Consider the following 21,248-nt stretch of genomic DNA (forward strand, 5'->3'; position numbering starts at 1 on the left):
CCCGCAGGTTGCGCCGATCGGCCCAACCTGCGGGAGCGCCCGTACGGGATACGCGTTACGGGTTCACGGCGAGGTCGTCCGGGCGGCTTTCGGCGTTGTAGTGCTTGCCGTCGGCGTCGCGGTAGCGGGCGATCCAGGTGCCGGTGCGGTCTGCCTTGAAGGCGTGGACGAAGGTGCCGTCGGCGGCGGTCTTGGAGTGGCCTTGGTAGATGTAGTCCTGGCTGCCGGCGGGCCGGAAGTAGAAGAGGACCGTCTGGGCGCCGTAGGCCTTCGCCGGGGTGCCGTGCTGGAGGGTGCCCTTGATGGTGAAGGTCTGGCCCTTGCGGACCGGTTCCGGGGCCGCGTTGAAGTAGGAGAAGGCCGTCGCCGTGCGGGTCAGGCGGACGGGCTGGGTGGTGGCCCCCTGGGTGTGCGTAGAGCCGGGGTAGTGGAGGCGCCAGTAGCCGTCGGCCTCGCCCGGCAGGGTCAGCTTGAACGCGGATTCGCTGTTCGCGTACACGTTGAACGTCTTGCGCGTGGTCCAGCCCGTCTTGCCGTCGGCCGAGTACTGCGCCTCGACGCCGAGGGTTCCGAAGCCGGTCTGCCGGATCAGGGACCCGGTGAAGGTCACCCGCCGCGCCGCGTCGATCGTGGCCGCGAACTTCGTGAAGGACGTGGTGTCGTAGAGCTCGACTTGCGTGAAGCCCGACGCGAACGACAGCCACGGATATGCCTTGTTGTTCGCCCAGGTGGTCCTGATCGACTGGCCGTCCTCGGTGGTGACCCGTACCTGCCGCTCGAACCGGCCGTCCGCTCCCGTCCCGGGCTTGCCGTCGAGGTCGCCGTTGAGGGGGGTGCCCGCGGGTACGGGCCTGCGCGTGCCGTCCGCGGCGACCAGCGAGGCCCTGCCCGTGAGCTTCGCCGTCGATCCGTAGACGACCTTGATCTTCTGCGACGCGGGGTCGAGGACGATCTCCGCGTCCCGGCGGTCCGTGGCCACGGTCAGGAAGCGGTCCTCCGGGTCCATCTCCGGGGTGGTTTCGACCTTGACGTGCAGCAGGGTCGACTTCTCCGTGCCGCGGAAGGTGACAGGGGCGGCCAGCCGGCCCTGTGCGTCCGTGGTGGCCGCCAGGGAGATGCCCTCGCCGGTGAGGCTGACCTTGGCGTTCTTGAAAGGTGCGGCCGTCTGGGTCCGCGGGTCGAAGGTGGTGAGGTTCGCGGACACGGTGGTCTTCAGGTTGTCCAGGGACACCGTGCCCGCCGTGGGCGTGGTCATCTCCGAGCGGATCCGGTAGTCGAAGTCCCCGCAGACGACGGGGGAGGAGGCGTCGCCGACCTCGAGCGTGTAGATCCCGAGGGCGGACAGCTTCAGGGGCTCGGAAATCAGGTCCCACTCGGGCGCACCGTCCGGGTGGTTCACCCTGCGGAACTGGCTGACCGACGCGATGCGCTGCCCGGTCTTCTTGTCCCGCACGTGGACGGCGGCGGGCTTGGGCATGTCCCACACGCCCTTGACGAGAATGGCCCCCTCACGGGTGGTCTCCATCCCCTGGAGACAGCCCGCACCGGCGGCGTGCGCCGCTCCCGGCACGGACAGTCCGCCGAGTGCTGCCGCGGCGATGACGATGGCTGAGGTCAAGCGGTGGCGCATGGATCCCCCGGAGGTTGACGAAACGAACGGGGGCTAGACCCACGGCATCCCCGAAGGGTTGTACGGACGCCCGCGCGGGCGTCCGTACCAAGTGCGGCTCACCGCTTGCCGCTTGCCACCTACCGCCTACGGGTTGACGGTGAGGTCGTCGCGGCGGCTGTCGGTGGTGTCGGCCTTGAAGGCTGGGGTGAAGGTGCCGTCGGCGGCGACGCGCCGACCCGTCTTCTTGTCCCGCACGTGGACGACGGGCTTGGGGGAAGACCCGGCGGACAGGCCGCGCCGGCGGCGTATGCCGTCCCCGGCACGGACAGTCCGCCGAGTGCTGCTGCGGTGATGACGATGGCCGAAGTCAAACGATGGCGCACGGATCCCCCCGGATCTTGATCGGATGAACGGGGGCTGGACCCACGAACTCTCCGCGGGGTTGTACGGCTTTGCCCGCACCCCGTACGCGACCACCCGCCGTGCCGGGGCCGGACCGGGCGCGGGCCTGACAGAATCGGGGGTGCGTGACCCGGGCCGACCCCCGGAGTGAGACGCTGCACGGGGCAGGGACCCGCGGCGGCTCGTGCGCATCCGGTGACGAGACGGCGATGACGGCGACGCCACCGGCGATGGCTGGAAGAGCGGGGTCCGCGGAGGTCCCCGTACGGGGATGGGTGTGGAGGCGAGTGGTGGAGCAGCTGACGCAGCACGACCCGAGACGGATCGGCCCCTTCGAGGTGCTGGGACGGCTCGGCGCCGGCGGCATGGGGCTGGTCTATCTCGCCCGGTCGGCGTCCGGACGCCGGGTGGCGATCAAGACGGTGCGCACCGAGCTCGCCGAGGACCAGCTGTTCCGCGTCCGCTTCACCCGCGAGGTGGAGGCGGCCCGCGCCGTCTCGGGCTTCTACACCGCGGCCGTCGTCGATGCCGACCCGCGGGCGGCCGTGCCGTGGCTGGCGACCGCGTACGTCCCGGCGCCCTCGCTGGAGGAGATCGTCCACGAGTGCGGGCCGATGCCCGCCCAGGCCGTACGGTGGCTCGCCGCGGGCATCGCCGAGGCGCTCCAGTCGATCCACGGGGCGGGCCTGGTCCACCGCGACCTGAAGCCCTCCAACGTGCTCGTCGTCGAGGACGGCCCGCGCGTGATCGACTTCGGCATCGCCAGCGGGGTCTCCAACACCCGCCTGACCATGACGAACGTCGCCGTCGGCACCCCCGCGTACATGTCGCCGGAGCAGGCGAAGGACTCGCGCAGCGTCAAGGGCGCCAGCGACGTCTTCTCGCTCGGCTCCACGCTGGTCTTCGCCGCCACCGGCCACCCGCCGTACCACGGGGCGAACCCGGTGGAGACGGTCTTCATGCTGCTGCGCGAGGGCCCGAACCTGGAGGGGCTCCCCGACGAGCTCCGCCCGCTGATCGACTCCTGCATGCAGATGGACGCCACGCAGCGGCCTACCCCGGCCGACCTGCAGGCGCAGCTCGCCCCGCACCTCTTCGAGGGCGGCGACGAGAGCGGTACCGCCTCGGCGTGGCTGCCCGAGCGGGCCGTGGCGATGATCGAGGCCCGGCGGGCCGGCCACCGCAACGCCGCTGCCGCCGCGGCGGCGGCCGCGGCAGCCGGGCGGAAGCCGGGGATTCCCCGGGCCGGAGTCTCCGCGCCCATCGAGAGCCCCGGAGCGGGGTCCGGCCCCGCCTCCGGTCCCGCGTCCGGTCCCGCCACGCACCGCCGCCAGCGCGGCGCGGCCGACCCCTGGACCGACCCGCGGACCGGCCAGGCCCTCCCGCAGCGGCCCGAGCACCCGCCGATGGCGCCCTCGGGCGAGCCCGTGCGGCTCGGCGGCTCCCCGGTGCCGATCGGTCCCGGGCCGCAGGCCTCCGCCTCGGCTCCGGGCGCCCACGCCGTCGCCGTGGACTCGGCGACCGGCTGGATCCGGCCGCCCGCCGGGACCCCGGTGTCGGGCCCCGCGCCCTCGGTCCTCGTACCGAACCCGGGCCCGGCCCCCGACAGCGGCCGCTGGCGGCCCTGGCGGTTCCGGATGTCGAACGAGGTCTGGGGCACCCCGACCGTCGCCGGCGACCTGCTCTACGTCACCTCCTTCGAGGTGCACGCCCTGGACGTGGCCAGCGGCCGCCGCCAGTTCAAGACCCGGGACGTCGCCTGGTCCATGGCCGTCTCCGACGGGCGCATCCACGCCTCCGACGGCCCCTCCCTGTACGCCTTGGACGCCGCCGACGGCTCCGAGCGGTGGCGGCTGTCCGCCGATGCCTGGGTGTACGCCCTGCGCGCCGAGCGGGGCACCGTCGTCACCGCCACGCGCGGGGGCGGCGTACAGGCCTGGGAGTCCTCCAGCGGGCACAAGCTGTGGGAGCTGTCGGGCGCGCAGAGCGAGTTCGAGACCGTCGAGGCGGCGCCCGTCCTGCACGACGGCACGGTCTACGTGTGGCAGGACGCCCGGCTGCGCGCCCTGGACGCCCGCTCCGGCCGCGAGTCCTGGTCGTATCCGGTCGGCGACGCCGGCTCCTGCGGGAACGTGCCCGTACGGGTCACGCCCGCCCCCGACGGCAACGTCTACGTCGCCGCCGGCACCCGGGTGATCTCCATCGACCGGGCCTCGGGCCGGGTCCGCTGGCACTTCGAGGCGCCCGCCGTGTTCCTCGCGCCCCCGGCCTTCGCCCCGGGCGCGGCCGTCACGGGCGGCGGGGTCTACCTCGCGGACTACCTGGGCACCGTCTACGCCCTGGACGCGGCCACCGGCAAGGACCGCTGGCGTATCGCCACCGAGCCCCGGCAGTCCGCCGACCCGGTCCTCGTCGCCGCCGGCAACGTCCATCTGGCCGCGGGCAGCGCCGTGTACACGCTCGACGCGGTCACCGGCACCCCGAAGTGGCGGTTCGCGGCGGGCGGCGAGATCACCGGTTCCCCGGCGGTCGCGGACGGCCGTGTCCACTTCGGATCGGCCGACCACTGCCTGTACACCCTCGACGCGGCGGGCGGCCAGCTCCGCTGGAAGCTGGCCACCGGCGGGGAGATCACCGGCGCCCCGGTGGCCGAGGCGGGCGTGGTGTACGCGTGCAGCAAGGACCGCTGCGTCTACGCCCTGGACGCCGCCAAGGGCACGGGAACCCGTACGGGCGGGTAGCCCGGCGCGGCCGCCGTCTGAGCTGGGGCTTGAGCCCGGGCCGAGCCGTCCCGGGGCCGTCCGCGGGGCGTGTCGCGGCCCCGTCGCGGCCCCCTCGGGGTCGCGCACCGCACGAGGAGTGACAGGATGGACCCCATGAGCAACGTATTCTTCGACATCAAGATCGACGGCACGGACGCCGGTCGCATCGTCTTCAACCTCTTCGACGAGGTCGTCCCGAAGACCGCCCAGAACTTCCGCGAGCTGTGCACGGGCCAGAACGGCTACGGCTACGCCGGCTCCGGCTTCCACCGCGTCATCCCGCAGTTCATGCTGCAGGGCGGTGACTTCACCAACCACAACGGCACGGGCGGCAAGAGCATCTACGGCGAGAAGTTCGCCGACGAGAACTTCGACCTGAAGCACGACCGCAAGTACCTGCTGTCGATGGCGAACGCCGGCCGCAACACCAACGGCTCGCAGTTCTTCATCACCACCGTCCTCACCCCGTGGCTCGACGGCAAGCACGTCGTCTTCGGCGAGGTCGTCTCGGGCCAGGAGCTCGTCGACCAGATCGAGAAGCTCGGCACCCCCTCGGGCGCCACGCGCGGCAAGATCGAGATCGCGGCGTCCGGCACCGTCGAGGCCTGATCCCCACCCCGCCCGCAACGGCTGGCCGGCCCCGCCCCCCTCACGGGGACGGGGCCGCCGTCATGTCCGGGGTCCTCGGCCCCTCGGCACTCGGCCCAGCCGCTACGAGTGGTCCTGCGGCGGGGGCGGCCACGCCGTCGGGGCCGGGGGATGGGCGGGGTCCGGCTCCGGGTAAGGCTCCGGCTCCCGGTAAGGCTCCGGGACCGCCTCCCGGGCGACCCGGTCACGGCGGCGGGGCCGCCCGCTCATCACGGCCGCCGCGAGGATGAGCAGGGCCCCGGCACCGAAGGCACTCGCGAGCCCGTCACCGAGCCCGGTGCCCTCACCGCCGACCGAGAGGCTCCCCGCGGCCTGCCCCTGCCGCACCATCCAGAGCACGGCGAAACCGAGGACGACGACCCCGGCCAAGCCCATGAGCAGCCGTGAGCGCAGCACGATCGCGACCAGCACGAGCAGGGCGGCGAAGAGGGACGGCAGCAGCAGCGAGCCCATCAGGGCGGCCTTGTCGTCGGTGATCCCGGCGGAGGCGAACAGTTCCTCGATGCGGTAGTCGCGTCCGCGACGGCCGTCGTACCAAGCGCGGAAGGGGCTCCAGACGGCGGCCGTCGCTCCGATCAGACCCAGGAGCGAGCCGAGTACGTTGCGGATCATGCCCGGCCCTCCGGGGGAGTGGGTCTGGATCTCGATCCCGACGCTACGCCCGCCTCCGGAGTCCCGCACGCGGGGGCGCGGGGCCGGTCCGCCCGCCGGGAATCGAATCGCGATCAGCGGGGTTGGTGGGGGATGAGCCGTTGACGGAGGGGTAATGCGAGCGATACAGGTGTACGAGGTGGGCGGTCCCGAGGTGCTGCGGGAGGCCGAGGTGGACCAGCCGCGGCCGGGCCCGGGCGAGGCGGTCGTGGAGGTGGCCGCATCCGGGGTCAACTTCCTCGACGTCTACTACCGCGAGGGCCGGTACAGCCACCCGCTGCCCTTCACCCCGGGCTCCGAGGGCGCCGGTACGGTCGTCGAAGTGGGACCCGGCGTCGCCGACGTCGCCGTCGGGGACCGGGTCGGCTGGGTGGAGATCCCCGGCACGTATGCCGAGCGGGCCGTCGTGGACGCGTCCCGGCTGGTGCCGCTGCCCGACGACATCGACTTCGAGACGGCCGCCGCCGTGCTCCTCCAGGGCATGACCGCGCACTACCTCATCAAGGACGCCTACCCGGTCCAGGAGGGCGACACGGTGCTCGTGCACGCCGCTGCCGGCGGCATGGGGCTGCTTCTGACCCAGCTCGTCACCCACCTCGGCGGCCGGGTGATCGGCACGACGTCGACCCCCGCCAAGGCCGAGCTGGCGAAGCGCGCCGGAGCCGCCGAGGTGATCCTTTCCTCCGCGGTCGACGATCTCGCGGCCGAGGTGAGGCGGCTGGGCGGCGGTCAGGGACTGCCGGTCGTCTTCGACGGCGTCGGCGCGCACACCTTCGACGCGAGCCTCGCCAGCCTGCGGACCCGCGGCCATCTCGTGCTCTTCGGCGCGGCGAGTGGCGCCGTGCCGGCGTTCGATCCGATGCGGCTCGCCCAGGGCGGTTCGTTGACCTTGATCCGGCCCAGCCTCGGGGACTACATCGCCGAGCGGTCCGAACTGCTCCGACGGGCCGCCGACGTGTTCGAGTGGGTCCGCTCCAAGGCCCTCGACGTCACGGTGACGGGCCGCTACGCCTTGTCCGAGGCGGCTCAGGCCCACAGCGACCTGGAGGCCCGGCGCACCACCGGCAAGCTGCTCCTCGTACCCGGGATCAGGAACGCCGGCTAAGAGGGGAGCACCGGGGGGAACACCCGCAGCACCGGCGCCTCGGCCAGCAGGGCCGCCGTGCGGGACAGGGCCTGTGCCAGGTGCGGGGAGGCCAGGTGGGCTTCCCAGGACGCGCCGTCCGCCCACTCCTCCAGGATGACCCAGGCGCCCGGAGCGCTCGGGTCCTCGTACGCGCGGTAGGAGACGTTGCCCGCCTCGGCCCGGGTCGGCGCGACCAGGGACAGGGCCTGGGCGCGGACCTCCGCCTCCAGCCCCGGCCGGGCCTGGAGGCGGGCGATCGCGGTGATGACGCCGGTGTCCGTGGTCTCGTCGGTCATGGTGCGTCTCCCGGGAGCGGTCGTGACGGATGGTCGTGACGGATGCCCGTCACCGTACCCCTGTGCCCTTGGGGCCTCCTGGTAGCGTGCCGCCCGTTGTTCGACGGGGAGGGGACAGGGGCCATGGTGGTCACGGGGCGGCGGGTCAGGCTCACGGCGGTGCTGGTGGGCGTGGTGCTCGCGTTGACGGGGTTCTCGTCGGCGAGCAGCAGCAGCGGCAAGGGCAAGAGCAAGAGCAGCGGGGGCGGGTGCTCCAGCTCCAAGAGCAAGTCGAAGAAGAAGAGCTACAGCGGCAGCACGGGCGGGAGCGGCGGCGGCTCCGCGTCCACGGCCACCGCCACGCCCACCAGCACCCGGCCGCTCGCCCACGCCGTGGTCATCAACTGCGTCGGGCCAGCCGGGGTGAAGGCCGTCGTCGAGGTGACCTCCTCCTCGGCGTCCGGGCACACCTTCCGGGTCCCGCTGGTCTTCGAGGGTGCGTCGGGCCCGGTCGACTCCGGCTCCGGGGACCTCACGCTCAAGGCGGGCGAGACACGGAGGGTCGACGTGCCGATGACCAACCCCGCCAGGGCGGGCGACGTGCAGCGCTGCACCCTGGGGGAGGTCCGGACCCTCTCGACCGCGTTGCCCACCCCGACGTCCGGCTCCGGGAGCAGCGGCTCGGTGACCACCGGCGGCAGCACGGGCGGCAAGACCCCGGGGACCACGGGCAAGCCGAAGCCCAAGTCGACCCGGAAGACCCGCTGACCCTCCGGGCCGCACCCGCTACGGGGTGACGATGACCTCGTCCACGCGGCTGAGGGCGTTGAGGTGCCGGTTGTCCGAGGTCTCGTAGCGGGCCTGCCAGGAGCCGGTCCGGGTCGCGGTGAAGCTCTTCCTGAAGGTGCCGTCGGCTGCCGTCGTGGACGAGCCCATCCAGGTCCAGGCGGTGCTTCCGGCGGGCCGGAAGTAGTAGGCGACGCCCTGGCCGGCGAGGGGCTTCCAGGTGGGGTCGGCGTGGTTGAGCTTGCCGGTGACCGTGATCGGCGTGCCCTTCTTGGCGGGCTCGGGCGCGGCGTTGAACTCCGGGATCGCCGTGTTGGTGCGCTCGACGCGGACGGCGGGCGTCACGGATCCGGGGATGGTGGCCGTGCCGGCGTACCGGAGGCGTACGTAGCCGGGGCCGGTGTAGGGCACCTGCTGCTTGATCGCGAATCCGCCGGCGTTCCACCCGGGCTTGGTGGGTACGGCGATGCTCTTGCGGCTGGTCCAGCCGGTCTTGCCGTCCGCCGAGTACTCCACGTCGACCTTGAGCGAGGTGGTCCCCGCGGGGAACTCGCCGCGCCAGAACGTGCTCGACACGTGGACGTACCTGTCCGCCCCGGCCCCGGCCGTGAAGCCCTGGAAGAACGTCCCGGGCGTGGTGTCCACCTTCAGGGTCGCCTTGGAGTCGAACCAGACCGACTGGGGCTTGACGTTCAGGACGCCGTCCTCGGTGAGTCGCCTGACGAGGGTGAACCGGCCCGCCGCGTCCGTGCTGCCGGTCTTCCAGAAGCCGGCGGTGATCGGCATCGCGGTCGGCAGGGGCTTCCACATGCCGTCGGCGGACTTCCAGGTGGCGGTTCCGGTGACCTTCGCGCCCGTGCCGTAGGCGCCGGTCACGGTGGGGGAGTTCAGCTTGAGGACGGCCTCGACGGGCGCCACGGGGACCGTCACGGACGCGCTGTCCCGGCCGCCGTTCAGCTCGGTGGCGAGGTCGAACTCCATCTGGGCCCTGTCCGGGGCCTTGAGGAAGTCGGTGTGGGTGATCCCGAACTTCGCTTCGAAGTGCCCCTTGGCGTCGGCGGTCCGCACGGTGCTCTCGGAGCCCCTCTTCGCGGTGAACGTGCCCCCTGCGTACGGCTTGGACGAGCCGTCGACGGGGTTGTAGAGCGTGAGGTCGCCGGAGACCACCGTGTCGAGGCGCTCCACCGATACCGGGCTCGACTTCAGGTTCGCGAAGGCAGGCCGCACCAGGTACCTGAGCGTCCCGCTGTCGTTGCGGACGACCCTCTCGCCCTGGCTGCCCGTGTATTCGAGGTCGATGGCGTACTCACCGAGCTCGGGGAGCTTCACCGGCTCGCTCCGGAACGACGACAGCGGGGGCTCGCTCCCGCAGTCCCGCTGCGAGCAGTCGTCCGCCTGGCGGGTGAACAGCGTGAGGGTGGTGATGGGTGTGGTCGACCCCTTCTTGCGCAGGTGCGCCTTGAGACCCTTGGGCACCGCCAGTTCCCAGTCCATGGTGGATACGATGACGCGCTCCTGCGACGAGTACGCGTAGATCTCCGGATACGGGTCCGCGGCCCGGGCGACCGTGGGTACCGCCCAGACGGTACCCACGGCCATCGCCGTGCTGAGGACTGCACTGACACGCTTCTTCATCGTTCCCCCGGTGGTGCGGCTGCTCCGATCACCTCAGAGACCGCCCACCGGGCCCGATGGTTGTACGGAAGGCCGTACGGAAGCCGTCACCGCACCCGCGGCTCCGCCCCCGAGCCCCCGCGCCGCCCCGCGAACAGCTCCGCCTGCCGTTCCGGTGTCAGGTTGCCCAGCGTCAGCAGGGCCGGGGCCTGGGCCAGGGCCTGCTGGAGTGCGGTCTGCTTCGCCGCCCACAGGGACCGTACGGTGCCCTGCACGGCCTCCGTCGGGAAGCCGGCCAGGGTCTCGGCCGCCCGCAGGGCCGCCGGGAGCAGCTCGTCGGGCTCGGCAAGCTCCGAGACCAGGCCGATCTCGTACGCCCTGCGCGCGGAGAGCCGTTCGGCGGTGCCCATCAGGGACATCCGGGCGGCCTCGCCGAAGGGCATGCGCTGCGCCATGTAGATGGCCTCGTAGGCGCTGACCATGCCGTAGCTGGTGTGCGGGTCGAAGTACGTCGCCGCCGAGGAGGAGACGATGAACTCCGACTCGCCCAGCAGGTAGAACGCCCCGCCGCAGGCCATGCCGTTGACGGCGGCGACCACCGGTTTCCACAGGTCGTTCGCCTTCGGGCCGATGGAGACGAGCGGGTCGTCCACCGAGTACGGGGAGGAGGGCTGCGGCACCTGCGCGCCCCGGTCGATGCCGGTGCAGAAGGCGGCCTGCCCGGCGCCGGTCAGGACGATCGCCCGCACCTCGTCCTCGAAGCGGAACTCCCGCCACACCGCCGCCAGTTCGGCGGCGGTGTCGAGGTCGATCGCGTTGTGCTTGCGCTCCCGGTCCAGGGTGACGACCGCGACTCCGGTCGCCTTGTCCCGGTCCACCCGCAGGGTCATGACTTCTCCAGCATCCAGCGCGGCACGGCCACCCCGCCGGTCTCGGTGAAGACCACGTGGACCCGTGCCCCGATGCGCAGCCGCGCCGGGTCCATGGAGTCGAGGGGGGCGTCGGGTGAGGTGACGAGGTTCCCGGCGAGGCGGATGTGCGGGGCGTCGGCGAGTTCCACGAGGATCACGTTGTACGGGGCCTGCGCGGCGTACGCGGGCAGCAGCGGCGGGTGCGGCTGGACGTACGACCAGATCCGGCCCCGGCCGCTCATCCGGCGCCACTCGGAGTCGAAGGACCGGCAGTGCGGGCAGCAGGGCCGGGGCGGGAAGCGGAGCTTTCCGCAGTCGGGTGCGGCGCAGGCCTGGACGCGGAGTTCGCCCTGGGCCGCGTACTCCCAGAAGGGGGCGCCGTCCTCGTCGGGGACGGGGAGGAGCAGTTCTTCGCTGGACGTGGAGGTGGACGCTGTCATGGTCTGTGGCTCCTCGGCTCTCAGGCTCGCAGCAGGATGGCGGACGTCGGGACACCCTCGCCCGCGGTCACCAGGCAGGTCGCTGCGTCGGGGACCTGGGCGGTGGAGATGCCGCGGAGCTGCTTGACGCCCTCGTTGATCAGGTTGAAGCCGTGGACGTAGGCCTCGCTGAGGCCGCCGCCGCCGGTGTTGATGGGGAGCCGGCCGCCCATCTCCAGGGCGCCGCCCTCGGTGAAGGCGGCGCCTTCGCCGCGGCCGCAGAAGCCGTAGCCCTCCAGGGAGAGCGGGATCAGGGGGGTGAAGGCGTCGTAGATCTGGGCGACGTCCACGTCCTGGGGGCCGAAGTCGGCCTGCTTCCACAGGTGTCGGGCGGCGGTCCAGGCGGGGCCGGACAGCGGGTCGTCGTTCCAGTAGTTGACCATGCCGTGGTGCTGGGAGGGCAGGCCCTGGGCGACGGAGTGGACGTAGACGGGCTTCTGGCGGCAGTCGCGGGCGCGCTCGGCGCTCACGATGACGCAGGCGAGCGCGCCGTCGGTCTCCAGGCAGTTGTCGAAGAGGCAGAGCGGGTCGCTGATCATGCGGGAGGTCATGTACATCTCGCGGGTCAGCGGGCGTTCGTACATCATCGCGGCCGGGTTCTCGTTGGCGCGGTTGCGGCAGGCCATCGCGACGTTGAAGAGGTGCTCGCGGGTGGCGCCGTACTCGTGCATGTAGCGGCGGGCCAGCATGCCGATCTCGTCGGCGGGGCGCAGCAGCCCGAAGGGGCGGGTCCACTGGCCGGGGGTGGGGAGCTGGACGGCGGTGTTCTTCCACGGCCGCGGTCCCGAGCCGCGCTTGCGCGAGCGCCAGGCCACGCCGACGCTCGCCTGGCCGGTGGCGACGGCGGCGGCCAGGTGGCCGACGGTGGCGCAGGAGCCGCCGCCGCCGTAGCCGATCTTGGAGAAGAAGGTGACGTCGCCGGCGCCGATGGCCTTGGCGACCTCGACCTCGTCGGTCTCCTCCATCGTGTAGGAGGAGAAGGCGTCGACCTCGGACGGGTCTATGCCCGCGTCGTCGAGCGCCGCGAGAATGGCCCGGCAGGCCAACTCCTTCTCGGTCTGCGGCAGTCGTTTGGCAAAGGCGGTCTGCCCGATGCCGACTATCGCCGTAGCGTCCTTGAGCGTTGCCGCCATCGCCACCTCCGGGGTGTGCACCAGTACTGACAGCCGCGAAGGCTACAGCTAATCTGACGGATAGTCAGCTACTGGTGTTGCAGGGAAGGGCGGACGATGACCGAGGACGAGCGCGCACGGGTGGCCGTGGACCCGGCGGAAGACGGACGGGCCGATCTCTCCTGGACCAGCATCGGCGGACTCGTCCGGCACGCCGCCACCCGCTACGCCGACCGCGAGGCCGTCGTCGACGGCCGGGTCCGGATCGACTACGCGCAGCTCGGCGAGCGCGTCGAGCGCGCGGCCGCCGCCTGCATGGCCGCAGGAGTGGAACCGGGGGACCGGGTCGCCGTCTGGGCGCCCAACACCCTCGAATGGATCGTCTCCGCCCTCGGAGCCGTCTCCGCCGGAGCCGTACTCGTCCCCCTCAACACCCGTTTCAAGGGCTCCGAGGCCGCCTACGTCCTCCAGCGCAGCCGCGCCCGGCTCCTCTTCGTCACCGGCACCTTCCTCGGCACCTCCTACGTCGCCTCGCTGCGCCGCGCCGCCGCCGAGGGCGAGGGCTCCGGGCCGCTGCCCGGGCTGCCGCACCTGGAGCAGGTCGTCGTCCTGTCCGAGGACGCCCCGGACTCCTTCCGCACCTGGAAGGAGTTCCTGACCGGCGGGGACTCCGTGTCCGCCGAGGCCGTGCGGGCCCGTACGGACGCGATCCCCGCCTCCGCCCCCTCGGACATCATCTTCACCTCCGGCACCACCGGCAGCCCCAAGGGCGCCGTCATCTCGCACGCCCAGTCCCTGCGCTGCTACGAGGTCTGGAGCGAGCTCGCGGGCCTGCGCGAGGGCGACCGCTACCTGATCGTGAACCCCTTCTTCCACACCTTCGGCTACAAGGCCGGGGTCATCGCCTGCCTGATGCGCGGCGCCACGATGGTCCCCCAGCCCGTCTTCAACGTGGACACCGTCCTCGCCAACATCGCCGCCGAGCGGATCTCCGTACTCCCCGGCCCGCCCACCCTGCACCAGTCCCTCCTGGACCACCCCCAGCGCGACCACCACGACCTGTCCGCCCTGCGGCTGGTCGTCACCGGCGCCGCGGTCGTCCCCCTCCAGCTCGTCGAGCGGCTCCGGGGCGAGCTGCACATCGGCACCGTCCTCACCGCGTACGGGCTCTCCGAGGCGAGCGGCATCGTCACCATGTGCCGCCGCGGCGACCCGGCGGAGACCATCGCGTCGACCTCGGGCAGGGCCATCCCCGGCACGGAGGTCAGGATCGTGGACGCGGACGGCGGACCGCAGCCGGCCGGCCGGGCCGGGGAGGTGTGGGTGCGCGGCCACAACGTCATGCGCGGCTACTTCGAGGACCCGGCCGAAACCGCCGAGGCCATCACCCCCGAGGGCTGGCTCCGCACCGGCGACGTCGGCGTCCTCGACCCCGCCGGGAACCTGCGCATCACCGACCGGATCAAGGACATGTTCATCGTCGGCGGCTTCAACGCCTACCCCGCCGAGATCGAGCAACTCCTCGGCCTGCACCCGGACATCGCCGACGTGGCCGTGGTCGGCATCCCGGACCCGCGCCTCGGCGAGGTCGGCAAGGCGTACGCGGTCCGCCGCCCGGGCGCGGTCCTGACGGCCGACGACCTGATCGCCTGGTCCCGCCGGGAGATGGCCAACTACAAGGTCCCGCGCGAGGTGGAGTTCGTCTCCGAACTCCCGCGCAACGCGAGCGGCAAGGTCCTCAAACGCGAGCTCCGCACCCGCTGACGCCACCCCCGTACCCCCGGTCCGACCGGCCGGGGGTGCGGGCTGGTCCGATCGGTCGGATCTGACGGTGGGTCGCGCCGGGACACTCCGGGCACCGCCGGGGCCGGGGCTATGCATGGGTCGTCCATCCACCCCTGCCCCCACCCCCAGGAGCCTCCCCATGCGCCCGATGCGCCCCACGCCTCCCATGCGCCCGATGCGTTCCGTCCGCGCTGCCCGTCTCGGCACGGCCACCGCCCTGCTGGCCCTCCTGGCCTGCGCCGCCCCCCTCGCCTCCGCCTCCACGGTCACGGCGGACACCGACTCCGGCCGCGACAAGGGCAAGGGCGGTCAGGTCATCACCCTCACCGGCCGGCTGGCGGAGCAGTCCCGCTTCCCCGTCAACCCGGGCGGCGCCGCCGCCCAGGGCGACCGGACCGTCTTCCGGTCGGACCTCTTCGACAAGGACGGCAACCAGGTCGGCGAGACCGGCGGCACCTGCACCACCACCCGGGTCGCCAACGGCGGAGCGGAGGAGTGCGTGGTGACGTACAGCCTCCCGGGCGGCCAGATCACCGCGCAGGGGATGGTCGTCGGCCACCTCGTCCCGGGCCCGCCCCCGGCGTTCGACAACGCGATCACCGGCGGCACCGGCAAGTACGACCGGGCCCGCGGCTCGATCCACGCCGAGACCATCGCTCCGGGCGAGAGGCGCTTCACGCTCGACATCGAGCGCTGACGCCCGCACGCCCGCACGCACGCCGACGGCCCGGTTCGCCCGCGAGGACGGGGCGGACCGGGCCTACGTCCCGTCGGGGGACGCCGGGCTCGGCTCCGGCGGGCGCACCATGAAGACGTCGACCGGGTCCTGGGCTTCCACGAGGAACCCGTGGCGCTCGTAGAGCCGACGGGCGGCACTGCCCTGCAGGACGTTCAGTGCCACGGTCTGGCCCCGTGCGTCCGTCCGCTCCAGCACCGAGCGCAGCACGGCGGAGCCGAGCCCCCGGCCCTGGCAGTGCGGAGCCAGGTAGAAGTGCTCCAGCCACTGCCTGCCATCGGCGGGCCGGACCGTGATGCACCCTGCCGTGACGCCGTCGATCTCGATGACCGAGGTGTACTGCGGGGAGAAGGAATCCCGCAGCCGCTGACGCACCCGGTGCTCGTCGTAGCGCCCGAGGCGTTCCAGATCCTCCCGCATGACGACGGCCCGCAACTCGGCGATCACCTCGATGTCCGCGGTCACCGCCGCCCGCAGCACCCAGCCCGCCGTGTCCACCCGCGTACCGCTCGTCCCCCTGGCATCCATGGCCGGAGTATCTCAACCCACCCCCTCCGACCAGGCAATCGGCCCCCCGGCCCCCTGCCCTCAGCCGCTCTCGGGGCCGGAACTACACCCCTTGCACTTCCCGGGCGTAGGGCTGCGGAAGGCCAGCTCGCACACCGTGCAGTTCACGAAGGGATCCGGAGCCACGAAGGCGGGCGCGCGGGGCAGCGGCGCCAGTGCCGGCGGCAGCTGGGCCGTGAGCCGGTGGGCGATCAGCCCGGCCGGATTGCGCAGCCCGTCCGGGAGCCGGGCGGACAACGCGGTGACCAGCGCCTCCACCCCCGCCCCGCGCTCCAGCCAGGCCTCGACCCCGCCCGCGAGGTACCGGACGTCCCGCTCCCCGAGCAACAGCCGCGCATCGACCCGCCGCAACTCCGCAAGCACCTCACAGGCGACCCGCCGCCGCCCGGGATCACCGGGCCCCCGGGGCGCGGGCAGCCCACTGGCGGCCGCGGCGGGCGCGTCCCCCGGCTCCGGTTGCGGTTGCGGTTCCGGCTCAACGGTCGCCGACTCGACCGGATCACCGGCCGGAGGCACCTCGTGTGCGGGGGCCGCCGGTACCACGGGCGGAGCAGCAGGGGCGCCGAGCTCGGCCCGGCACCGCGCGATGGCTGCGGCCCGGGGGTGGTTGAAGGACACCGTACGGGTGGCGATCCGCCCATCTGGCAGGCTCTCCAGGGACCGTTCCAGGTACCCGAACCGCACCAGTTCCCGGAGCGCCTTTGCGGTCGACGTCTCGCCGATGGAGAGCCGTTTGGCCAGGTCCTTGATGCCGATGGGAGTCCCGGAGGGCATCGACTGGATGAAGATCCCCAACATCCGCGCCATCACGGACATTTCGGGGTGCTGGATGAGGTCGTTGCTCACGACGGTGAACCGCCCGGTGAGCCGGACGTTGGCGTGCCGAACCCCGTATGTCGCGCGCGAGGGCGCGGTAAAGTGCACCGAAGCCATCAGGAAGGGTCTACTTCCTCGTTGGTCAGGCCCTCGATCGGGATTCGCAGTCCCGGCGGGGGCCGTCTCATGTCAGGTGAGTTGTCGGGGCGAGCATATGCCAGACAACCAGCTTGAAATCCACCCCAGTTGGATGATTCACCCGTGCGAGTGAGAGCTCGCCGAGCGGGAGGCTGGAGGGGTCTGGACAGAGGTCTTTCCCTAGGTACTCAACCAAAAGAAGCATCGCGCCCCACCGGGACGCGCCCGTCCACGACGCGGTGGGTCCGCCCACCCGAACCGGAGTTCGCATCTTCGGGGTACTGCTGCTCCTTCGGCGTCGCGGTGCTTGCTACTGTCCGCGCGTGATGGCTTGCGCGGAATGCGGATTCGAGTACAAGCTCCACCTGGCTCCGACGATGCCGACCCTCATCAGGGGCTTCGCGGACTCGTATGCCGAGGTGCTCGGCGGCGATGCGGCGGCCCTTCGGCAGCGCCCGGCGGACGATGTGTGGGCGCCGATCGAGTACGCCTGCCACGTGCGCGACGTACTGCTCGTCCAGCGGGAACGCCTTCTGGCCGCCCGACGCTGCGACACCCCGGTTGCCGAGCCCATGGGGCGCGACGAACGAGTCGATCACGACGGCTACGCCGATCAGCACCCCGACGACGTCGCCCGCCAACTCAAGGACGCAGCACTGCTGTTCGCCCATGCGCTCGACAGGCTGTCGTCTTCCGACTGGGATCGCGTGCTGATCTACACGTATCCCGAACGCTCGGAGCGCTCCCTGCGCTGGCTCGCGGTGCACACCCAGCACGAGCTGTTCCACCATCTGGACGACATCCTCGGCCAGATGGAGAAGCCCACCGGGTCACGTGGGGTCAGCCCGTGAAGGATTCCGGGCCGAAGCGGCCCCAGGCCACGAAGGTGGCCAGGAGGACGTAGGCCAGGTCGACGGCCAGGTACTTCGGCTCGTGGCGGCGGTAGCGGGTGTAGGTGGCGCCCAGCATGAGGAGGACCAGGCCGGTTGCGGCAAGCGGGACCAGGACCGGGGCGGTGTCCAGGACGGCCGGGAGGACCAGGCCTGCCGCGGCCAGCATCTCCACGGCGCCTATCGCCTTCACCGCTCCGGGGGTGAAGTCCTCGACCCACCGCGCGCTGGCGCCGCTGGCGGCGATCTTCTCCCTCGGCGTGAACACCTTGAAGGCGCCGCCGAGGAGGTAGGCGACGGCGAGCAGTCCGGTGACGATCCACAGCGCGATGTTCATGGGGGCGTACTCCTCGGTCCTCGGGAGGGGGAAGGTGCCGGGCGCCGGCTCCGGCCCGTGGGCCGGAGCCGTGCTGCGCGGGGGGTCAGTGCTGGAGCTGGCCGGGCTGGTAGTCGCCCGCCGGGGTCTGGACCATGACGTTGCCGCGGTTGAAGGCGTTGATCAGCGCGATCTGGGTGACCAGGGCGGCGAGCTGCTCGTCGTCGAAGTGCTTGGCGGCGTTCGCCCAGACCTCGTCGCTGACCCCGCCGGCCGCGTCCGCGATGCGGGTGGCCTCCTCGGTCAGGAGCAGGGCCGCGCGCTCGGCGTCGGTGTACACGGTGGCCTCGCGCCAGGCCGCGACCAGGTTGAGGCGTACCGCGGTCTCCCCGGCCGCCGCCGCGTCCTTGGTGTGCATGTCGATGCATCCGGCGCAGCCGTTGATCTGGCTGGCGCGCAGCATCACCAGTTCGCGGGTCGAGGCCGGCAGGGTCGAGTCCCCGAGCGCCTTGCTCGCGGCGATGATGTGCTTCCACGCCTTGACGGCGACCGGGTCGGCGAAGAGGTTCAGGCGAGCGGTCATGGCGGATTCCTTTGCCGTTGTGGTGCGTTCGGTGTGTGTGGTGTTCGTGTTCTTCGGTGTGCTCCCTCTAAGACACGGCGCCCCCGGGTCCTGTGACAGGTGGAGGGTGTGACCTGGGTCACGGGCGCTTTTCATGATCGGGATGGTGGATGCACTTCGATAACCTGCCGGACGGCGCGCGGCGGATCGGGGGAGGGTTTCGTGCAGGGATCAGTGGATGTGGCGGACGCGGCGGGATACCGGCCGCTGCTGTTCTCGATCGCCTACGGGATGACCGGGTCGGTGGGTGACGCGGAGGACATCGTCCAGGACGCGTTCCTCGGGCTCACCAAGGCCCAGCGGGCCGGGACCGAGATAGCGGCGCCGAAGGCGTACCTGACCACGTCGGTGACGCGGCTCGGGATCAACCATCTGAGTTCGGCGCGCGTGCGACGGGAGACCTACGTGGGGGAGTGGCTGCCCGAGCCCGTGGTCGTCTCCGACGGGCATGCGGGGCCGGCCGAGCACGCCGAGCTGTCCGACTCGCTCTCGATGGCGTTCCTGGTCCTGCTGGAGGCCCTGTCCCCGGTGGAGCGCGCGGTGTTCATGCTCCGCGAGGTGTTCGGGTACGAGTACCCGGAGGTGGCCCGCGCCACCGGCAAGTCCGAGGCGAACTGCCGCCAGATCTTCGCCCGCGCCCGGAAGCACATCGCCGCCGGCCGGCAGGCGGGTCAGGGCCAGGGCCAGGGTCAGGGCCAGGGCCAGGTCAGGAAGGCGGAGGGTGAGGAGCTGGCCCGTACGTTCTTCGAGGCCGCGGCGGGCGGCGAGATGGACGCGCTGCTCGACATGCTCGCGCCCGACGTCGTCTACCACAGGGACGGCGGCGGCAAGGCGCGGGCGGTCGCGAAGTCGGTGACCGAGCCGCACCGCGTCGGACAGCTCCTCATCGGGGGACTGCGCCGGCTCCGCTCGCTCGGCGCCTCGCTGCGCCCGGCCCTGGTCAACGGCCGGCCGGGTGCCCTGATCGTCGACGCCGAGGGGCGGGTGGCCAGCGTGGTCGAGCTCGACATCGCCGACGGTGTGGTCCGTGCGGTCCACACCGTGTCCAACCCCGACAAGCTCGGCCACCTCGGCCCGGTCTCCGACATCGGCCGCCTGCCGGAGAAGTAGCGCCTGAGGAGTAGCGCCTGAGAAGTAGCCCCGGAGAAGTGGCTCAGTCCGCCCTGCGCGCCAGCACCAGCCGCCACCTCGGCGTCCCGTCCGGCCTGCGGCCGAAGTGGTCCAGGGGGAGGGTCTCCACCGTGAAGCCGGCCGCGCGCAGGTCCGTACGGACTCCGCCCAGCGGGAAGGTGCGGTAGTACATGACGAACGGCGGCCGCCAGACGGCGTTGCGGACCCGCATCGCCGCGTCGAAGCCGGTCGCCGCCCACCACGCCGGGTGGCTCGGCGGGATCGGGGCGCCGATCGGGAAGGCGAAGACCCCGCCGGGGCGCAGGGCCGCGTGGACACCGGAGAAGACCGCGGGCCGCTCCTCCGGGAGGAAGTGGCCGAAGGCTCCGAAGCTGACGGCCAGGTCGTACGAGTCCCCGAGCGCGGCGGGCAGCTGCCGGACGTCGGCGCGCAGCAGGTCCGCCTCGGGGTGGGCGAGCCCGGCCTCGGCGAGCATGCCGGAGCTCAGGTCGACCCCGGTCACCCGCCCCCGGCACAGCCGCCGCAGCATGCCGAGGCCCGCGCCCGTACCGCAGCAGACGTCGAGCCCGGCGTCGAAGGGGGCCTCGTGCCGGGCGAGCGTCTCCTCGACCGCGTCGAGCATCCGGTCGGGGGTGCGGAAGGGGGTCTGGTCGAACTTCGGGGCCAGCAGGTCGTAGCCCCGCTCGACGGAGGACATGGCCTGGACGGCCAGTTCGCGGAGGGTCGGGCCCTGGGAGGTGAACACTCGGTCAGCCTAGTCAGCGCGGGCGCGCCCGCCCGGCATTTCGGGCCCTTCGGCCCCGGGCAAAACGGGCATCGCGTGAGTAGGGTGAATCGATACGTTTTGCCAACCTTTGGGGATTCCGTGGTCAATGCCATACGAAGCGGGGTGCCGGGTCAGAGCGTGGGCCGGAGCTCCACGAGCGGCAGCGCCCTGGAGAAGACCCTGCGGATCACCGAGGCGCTGACCGCGTTCGGCGGCCCGCACCGGCTCGCGGAGCTGTCGGCCGCCGCCGGGGTCCCCAAGTCCAGTACGTACCGGATCCTGGTCTCCCTCGTCGAGCAGGGCTACGCCGTCACCGACGGGGAGGGCAGCTACGGCGTCGGCCTGCGGCTGCGCACCCTGGCCGCCGAGATCGCCGCCGACCGGCCCGAGGGCATCGTCGAGCTGCTCGAATTCCTCCAGAAGTGCACCGGCCAGGCCGTCCACCTGGCCCTGCGCACCGGCAACGCGCTCACCTGCATCCGCACGATCGAGAGCCCCGTCCGCTCCCACCCGACCTCCTCGCGCGTGGGCATGCGCATCCCCCTGCACGCCACCGCGATCGGCAAGGCCGTCCTCGCGCACCTGCCGCCCGAGGAGGCCGAGGGCATCCTGCGCGCCACCGGGATGCCGGCCCTGACCCGGTGGACCGTCACCGACCCGGAGGAGCTCGCGGACGAACTGCGCACCGTCCGGGAGCGCGGCTACGCCGTCGACGACGAGGAGCACGAGTCCTCGGTCCGCTGCCTGGGCGTGCCCGTCTTCGACCGGGCGGGCGCGGCGGTGGGCGGGCTCGGCCTGACCGCCTCCGCCTCCCTGAGCACGCGGGCGGAGCTGGAGCGGTTCGCGCCGGCGCTGCGGGAAGCCGCGCGGGGCGTACAGCAGCGGCTCCAGCTCGGCGGCTGAGCCACACCCCCCCGCCGTGCCCTGCCGCGGACGCACGCATGCGGCGGCCGCGGTGGTCCCCCTCCTGGCCACCGCGGCCGCCGTTCCCCCGTGCACCTCCGGTGGTCCCCCCGTGACCCCCGGTCCCCCGTGGTACGTACTGCGGTACGGGCCGGATCCCCCGTTTCCCCCGTGTCTCCGGCCCGTACAGGTTTGCGGGG

General features: G+C 72.4%; 21 protein-coding genes and 1 pseudogene. 10 read left to right on the plus strand and 12 right to left on the minus strand.

Annotated features, from left to right (window positions below):
• Positions 1-55: 55 nt before the first annotated feature.
• Positions 56-1,618, minus strand: a complete 1,563-nt coding sequence (locus ACZ60J_RS17655) for a hypothetical protein (protein WP_469682810.1) — start codon at positions 1,616-1,618, stop codon at positions 56-58.
• A 686-nt stretch (positions 1,619-2,304) separates the two neighbouring features.
• Here ACZ60J_RS17655 and afsK point away from each other — a divergent pair.
• Positions 2,305-4,755 carry a protein serine/threonine kinase AfsK gene (afsK, locus tag ACZ60J_RS17660; RefSeq protein ID WP_469682812.1) on the plus strand — a complete coding sequence of 817 codons (2,451 nt, stop codon included), beginning with the start codon at positions 2,305-2,307 and terminating at the stop codon, positions 4,753-4,755.
• 135 nt (positions 4,756-4,890) lie between these two features.
• A complete protein-coding gene (locus ACZ60J_RS17665) occupies positions 4,891-5,385 on the plus strand; it encodes a peptidylprolyl isomerase (RefSeq protein ID WP_469682813.1) in 495 nt (164 codons plus the stop codon).
• Positions 5,386-5,487: 102 nt separating this feature from the next.
• Here the strand turns inward: ACZ60J_RS17665 and ACZ60J_RS17670 are convergent, their stop codons facing one another.
• Positions 5,488-6,036: a hypothetical protein gene (locus ACZ60J_RS17670; protein ID WP_469682815.1), complete on the minus strand. Its 549-nt coding sequence runs from the start codon at positions 6,034-6,036 to the stop codon at positions 5,488-5,490.
• 154 nt (positions 6,037-6,190) lie between these two features.
• Between ACZ60J_RS17670 and ACZ60J_RS17675 the strand changes: the two genes are divergently transcribed.
• Complete coding sequence (locus tag ACZ60J_RS17675; protein WP_469682817.1) at positions 6,191-7,180, plus strand: quinone oxidoreductase family protein; 990 nt, start codon at positions 6,191-6,193, stop codon at positions 7,178-7,180.
• Here the strand turns inward: ACZ60J_RS17675 and ACZ60J_RS17680 are convergent.
• The gene (locus tag ACZ60J_RS17680) at positions 7,177-7,497 is read right to left on the minus strand and encodes a putative quinol monooxygenase (RefSeq protein WP_469682819.1); all 321 of its coding nucleotides are present in this window, start codon (positions 7,495-7,497) and stop codon (positions 7,177-7,179) included. The genes ACZ60J_RS17675 and ACZ60J_RS17680 overlap by 4 nt on opposite strands.
• 123 nt (positions 7,498-7,620) lie before the next feature.
• Between ACZ60J_RS17680 and ACZ60J_RS17685 the strand changes: the two genes are divergently transcribed.
• The gene (locus ACZ60J_RS17685) at positions 7,621-8,244 is read left to right on the plus strand and encodes a hypothetical protein (protein ID WP_469682821.1); all 624 of its coding nucleotides are present in this window, start codon (positions 7,621-7,623) and stop codon (positions 8,242-8,244) included.
• 18 nt (positions 8,245-8,262) lie between these two features.
• Here ACZ60J_RS17685 and ACZ60J_RS17690 read toward each other — a convergent pair whose 3' ends face one another.
• The 4 genes from ACZ60J_RS17690 to ACZ60J_RS17705 all read right to left on the minus strand — a co-directional run bounded on the left by ACZ60J_RS17690 (position 8,263) and on the right by ACZ60J_RS17705 (position 12,399).
• Complete coding sequence (locus tag ACZ60J_RS17690) at positions 8,263-9,897, minus strand: hypothetical protein (RefSeq protein ID WP_469682822.1); 1,635 nt, start codon at positions 9,895-9,897, stop codon at positions 8,263-8,265.
• A gap of 86 nt (positions 9,898-9,983) precedes the next feature.
• On the minus strand, positions 9,984-10,766 hold the full coding sequence (locus ACZ60J_RS17695) for an enoyl-CoA hydratase/isomerase family protein (protein WP_469682823.1): 783 nt from the start codon (positions 10,764-10,766) through the stop codon (positions 9,984-9,986).
• A complete protein-coding gene (locus tag ACZ60J_RS17700) occupies positions 10,763-11,227 on the minus strand; it encodes a Zn-ribbon domain-containing OB-fold protein (protein WP_469682825.1) in 465 nt (154 codons plus the stop codon). The genes ACZ60J_RS17695 and ACZ60J_RS17700 overlap by 4 nt, the downstream gene beginning before the upstream one ends.
• A 20-nt stretch (positions 11,228-11,247) precedes the next feature.
• Positions 11,248-12,399 (minus strand): lipid-transfer protein, encoded by a 1,152-nt coding sequence (locus ACZ60J_RS17705; RefSeq protein ID WP_469682827.1) that lies wholly within the window; start codon positions 12,397-12,399, stop codon positions 11,248-11,250.
• A 96-nt stretch (positions 12,400-12,495) separates the two neighbouring features.
• Here ACZ60J_RS17705 and ACZ60J_RS17710 point away from each other — a divergent pair, with 96 nt between their 5' ends.
• Both ACZ60J_RS17710 and ACZ60J_RS17715 read left to right on the plus strand, forming a co-directional pair.
• Positions 12,496-14,142, plus strand: a complete 1,647-nt coding sequence (locus tag ACZ60J_RS17710; RefSeq protein WP_469682828.1) for a FadD3 family acyl-CoA ligase — start codon at positions 12,496-12,498, stop codon at positions 14,140-14,142.
• Between the two features lie 196 nt (positions 14,143-14,338).
• Entirely contained in the window at positions 14,339-14,860 is a 522-nt protein-coding gene (locus ACZ60J_RS17715) for an allene oxide cyclase barrel-like domain-containing protein (RefSeq protein ID WP_469682829.1), read from the plus strand.
• 63 nt (positions 14,861-14,923) lie between these two features.
• On the opposite strand, the gene ACZ60J_RS17720 is transcribed toward ACZ60J_RS17715, so the two are convergent.
• A complete protein-coding gene (locus ACZ60J_RS17720; protein WP_469682830.1) occupies positions 14,924-15,427 on the minus strand; it encodes a GNAT family N-acetyltransferase in 504 nt (167 codons plus the stop codon).
• A 60-nt stretch (positions 15,428-15,487) separates the two neighbouring features.
• Positions 15,488-16,399 carry a helix-turn-helix domain-containing protein gene (locus ACZ60J_RS17725; RefSeq protein ID WP_469682832.1) on the minus strand — a complete coding sequence of 304 codons (912 nt, stop codon included), beginning with the start codon at positions 16,397-16,399 and terminating at the stop codon, positions 15,488-15,490.
• A 398-nt stretch (positions 16,400-16,797) separates the two neighbouring features.
• Here ACZ60J_RS17725 and ACZ60J_RS17730 point away from each other — a divergent pair, with 398 nt between their 5' ends.
• On the plus strand, positions 16,798-17,271 hold the full coding sequence (locus ACZ60J_RS17730; protein ID WP_469682834.1) for a DinB family protein: 474 nt from the start codon (positions 16,798-16,800) through the stop codon (positions 17,269-17,271).
• On the opposite strand, the gene ACZ60J_RS17735 is transcribed toward ACZ60J_RS17730, so the two are convergent.
• Entirely contained in the window at positions 17,261-17,647 is a 387-nt protein-coding gene (locus tag ACZ60J_RS17735; RefSeq protein ID WP_469682835.1) for a DoxX family protein, read from the minus strand. The two genes, ACZ60J_RS17730 and ACZ60J_RS17735, sit on opposite strands and share 11 nt — an antisense overlap.
• A gap of 85 nt (positions 17,648-17,732) precedes the next feature.
• The gene (locus ACZ60J_RS17740) at positions 17,733-18,209 is read right to left on the minus strand and encodes a carboxymuconolactone decarboxylase family protein (protein ID WP_250742663.1); all 477 of its coding nucleotides are present in this window, start codon (positions 18,207-18,209) and stop codon (positions 17,733-17,735) included.
• A gap of 201 nt (positions 18,210-18,410) precedes the next feature.
• On the opposite strand from ACZ60J_RS17740, the gene sigJ reads away from it, so the two are divergent.
• Positions 18,411-19,358, plus strand: a complete 948-nt coding sequence (gene sigJ, locus ACZ60J_RS17745) for an RNA polymerase sigma factor SigJ (protein WP_469682837.1) — start codon at positions 18,411-18,413, stop codon at positions 19,356-19,358.
• A 43-nt stretch (positions 19,359-19,401) separates the two neighbouring features.
• Here the strand turns inward: sigJ and ACZ60J_RS17750 are convergent, their stop codons facing one another.
• Positions 19,402-20,124 carry a class I SAM-dependent methyltransferase gene (locus tag ACZ60J_RS17750; protein ID WP_469682839.1) on the minus strand — a complete coding sequence of 241 codons (723 nt, stop codon included), beginning with the start codon at positions 20,122-20,124 and terminating at the stop codon, positions 19,402-19,404.
• A gap of 159 nt (positions 20,125-20,283) precedes the next feature.
• On the opposite strand from ACZ60J_RS17750, the pseudogene ACZ60J_RS17755 reads away from it, so the two are divergent.
• Positions 20,284-20,451 (plus strand): annotated as a pseudogene (locus ACZ60J_RS17755) (helix-turn-helix domain-containing protein); the annotation flags it as partial.
• 96 nt (positions 20,452-20,547) lie between these two features.
• Complete coding sequence (locus ACZ60J_RS17760; RefSeq protein ID WP_469683271.1) at positions 20,548-21,048, plus strand: IclR family transcriptional regulator; 501 nt, start codon at positions 20,548-20,550, stop codon at positions 21,046-21,048.
• The last annotated feature ends 200 nt before the right edge of the window (positions 21,049-21,248 follow it).

This window comes from Streptomyces sp. NPDC104226 (genome assembly GCF_055584085.1).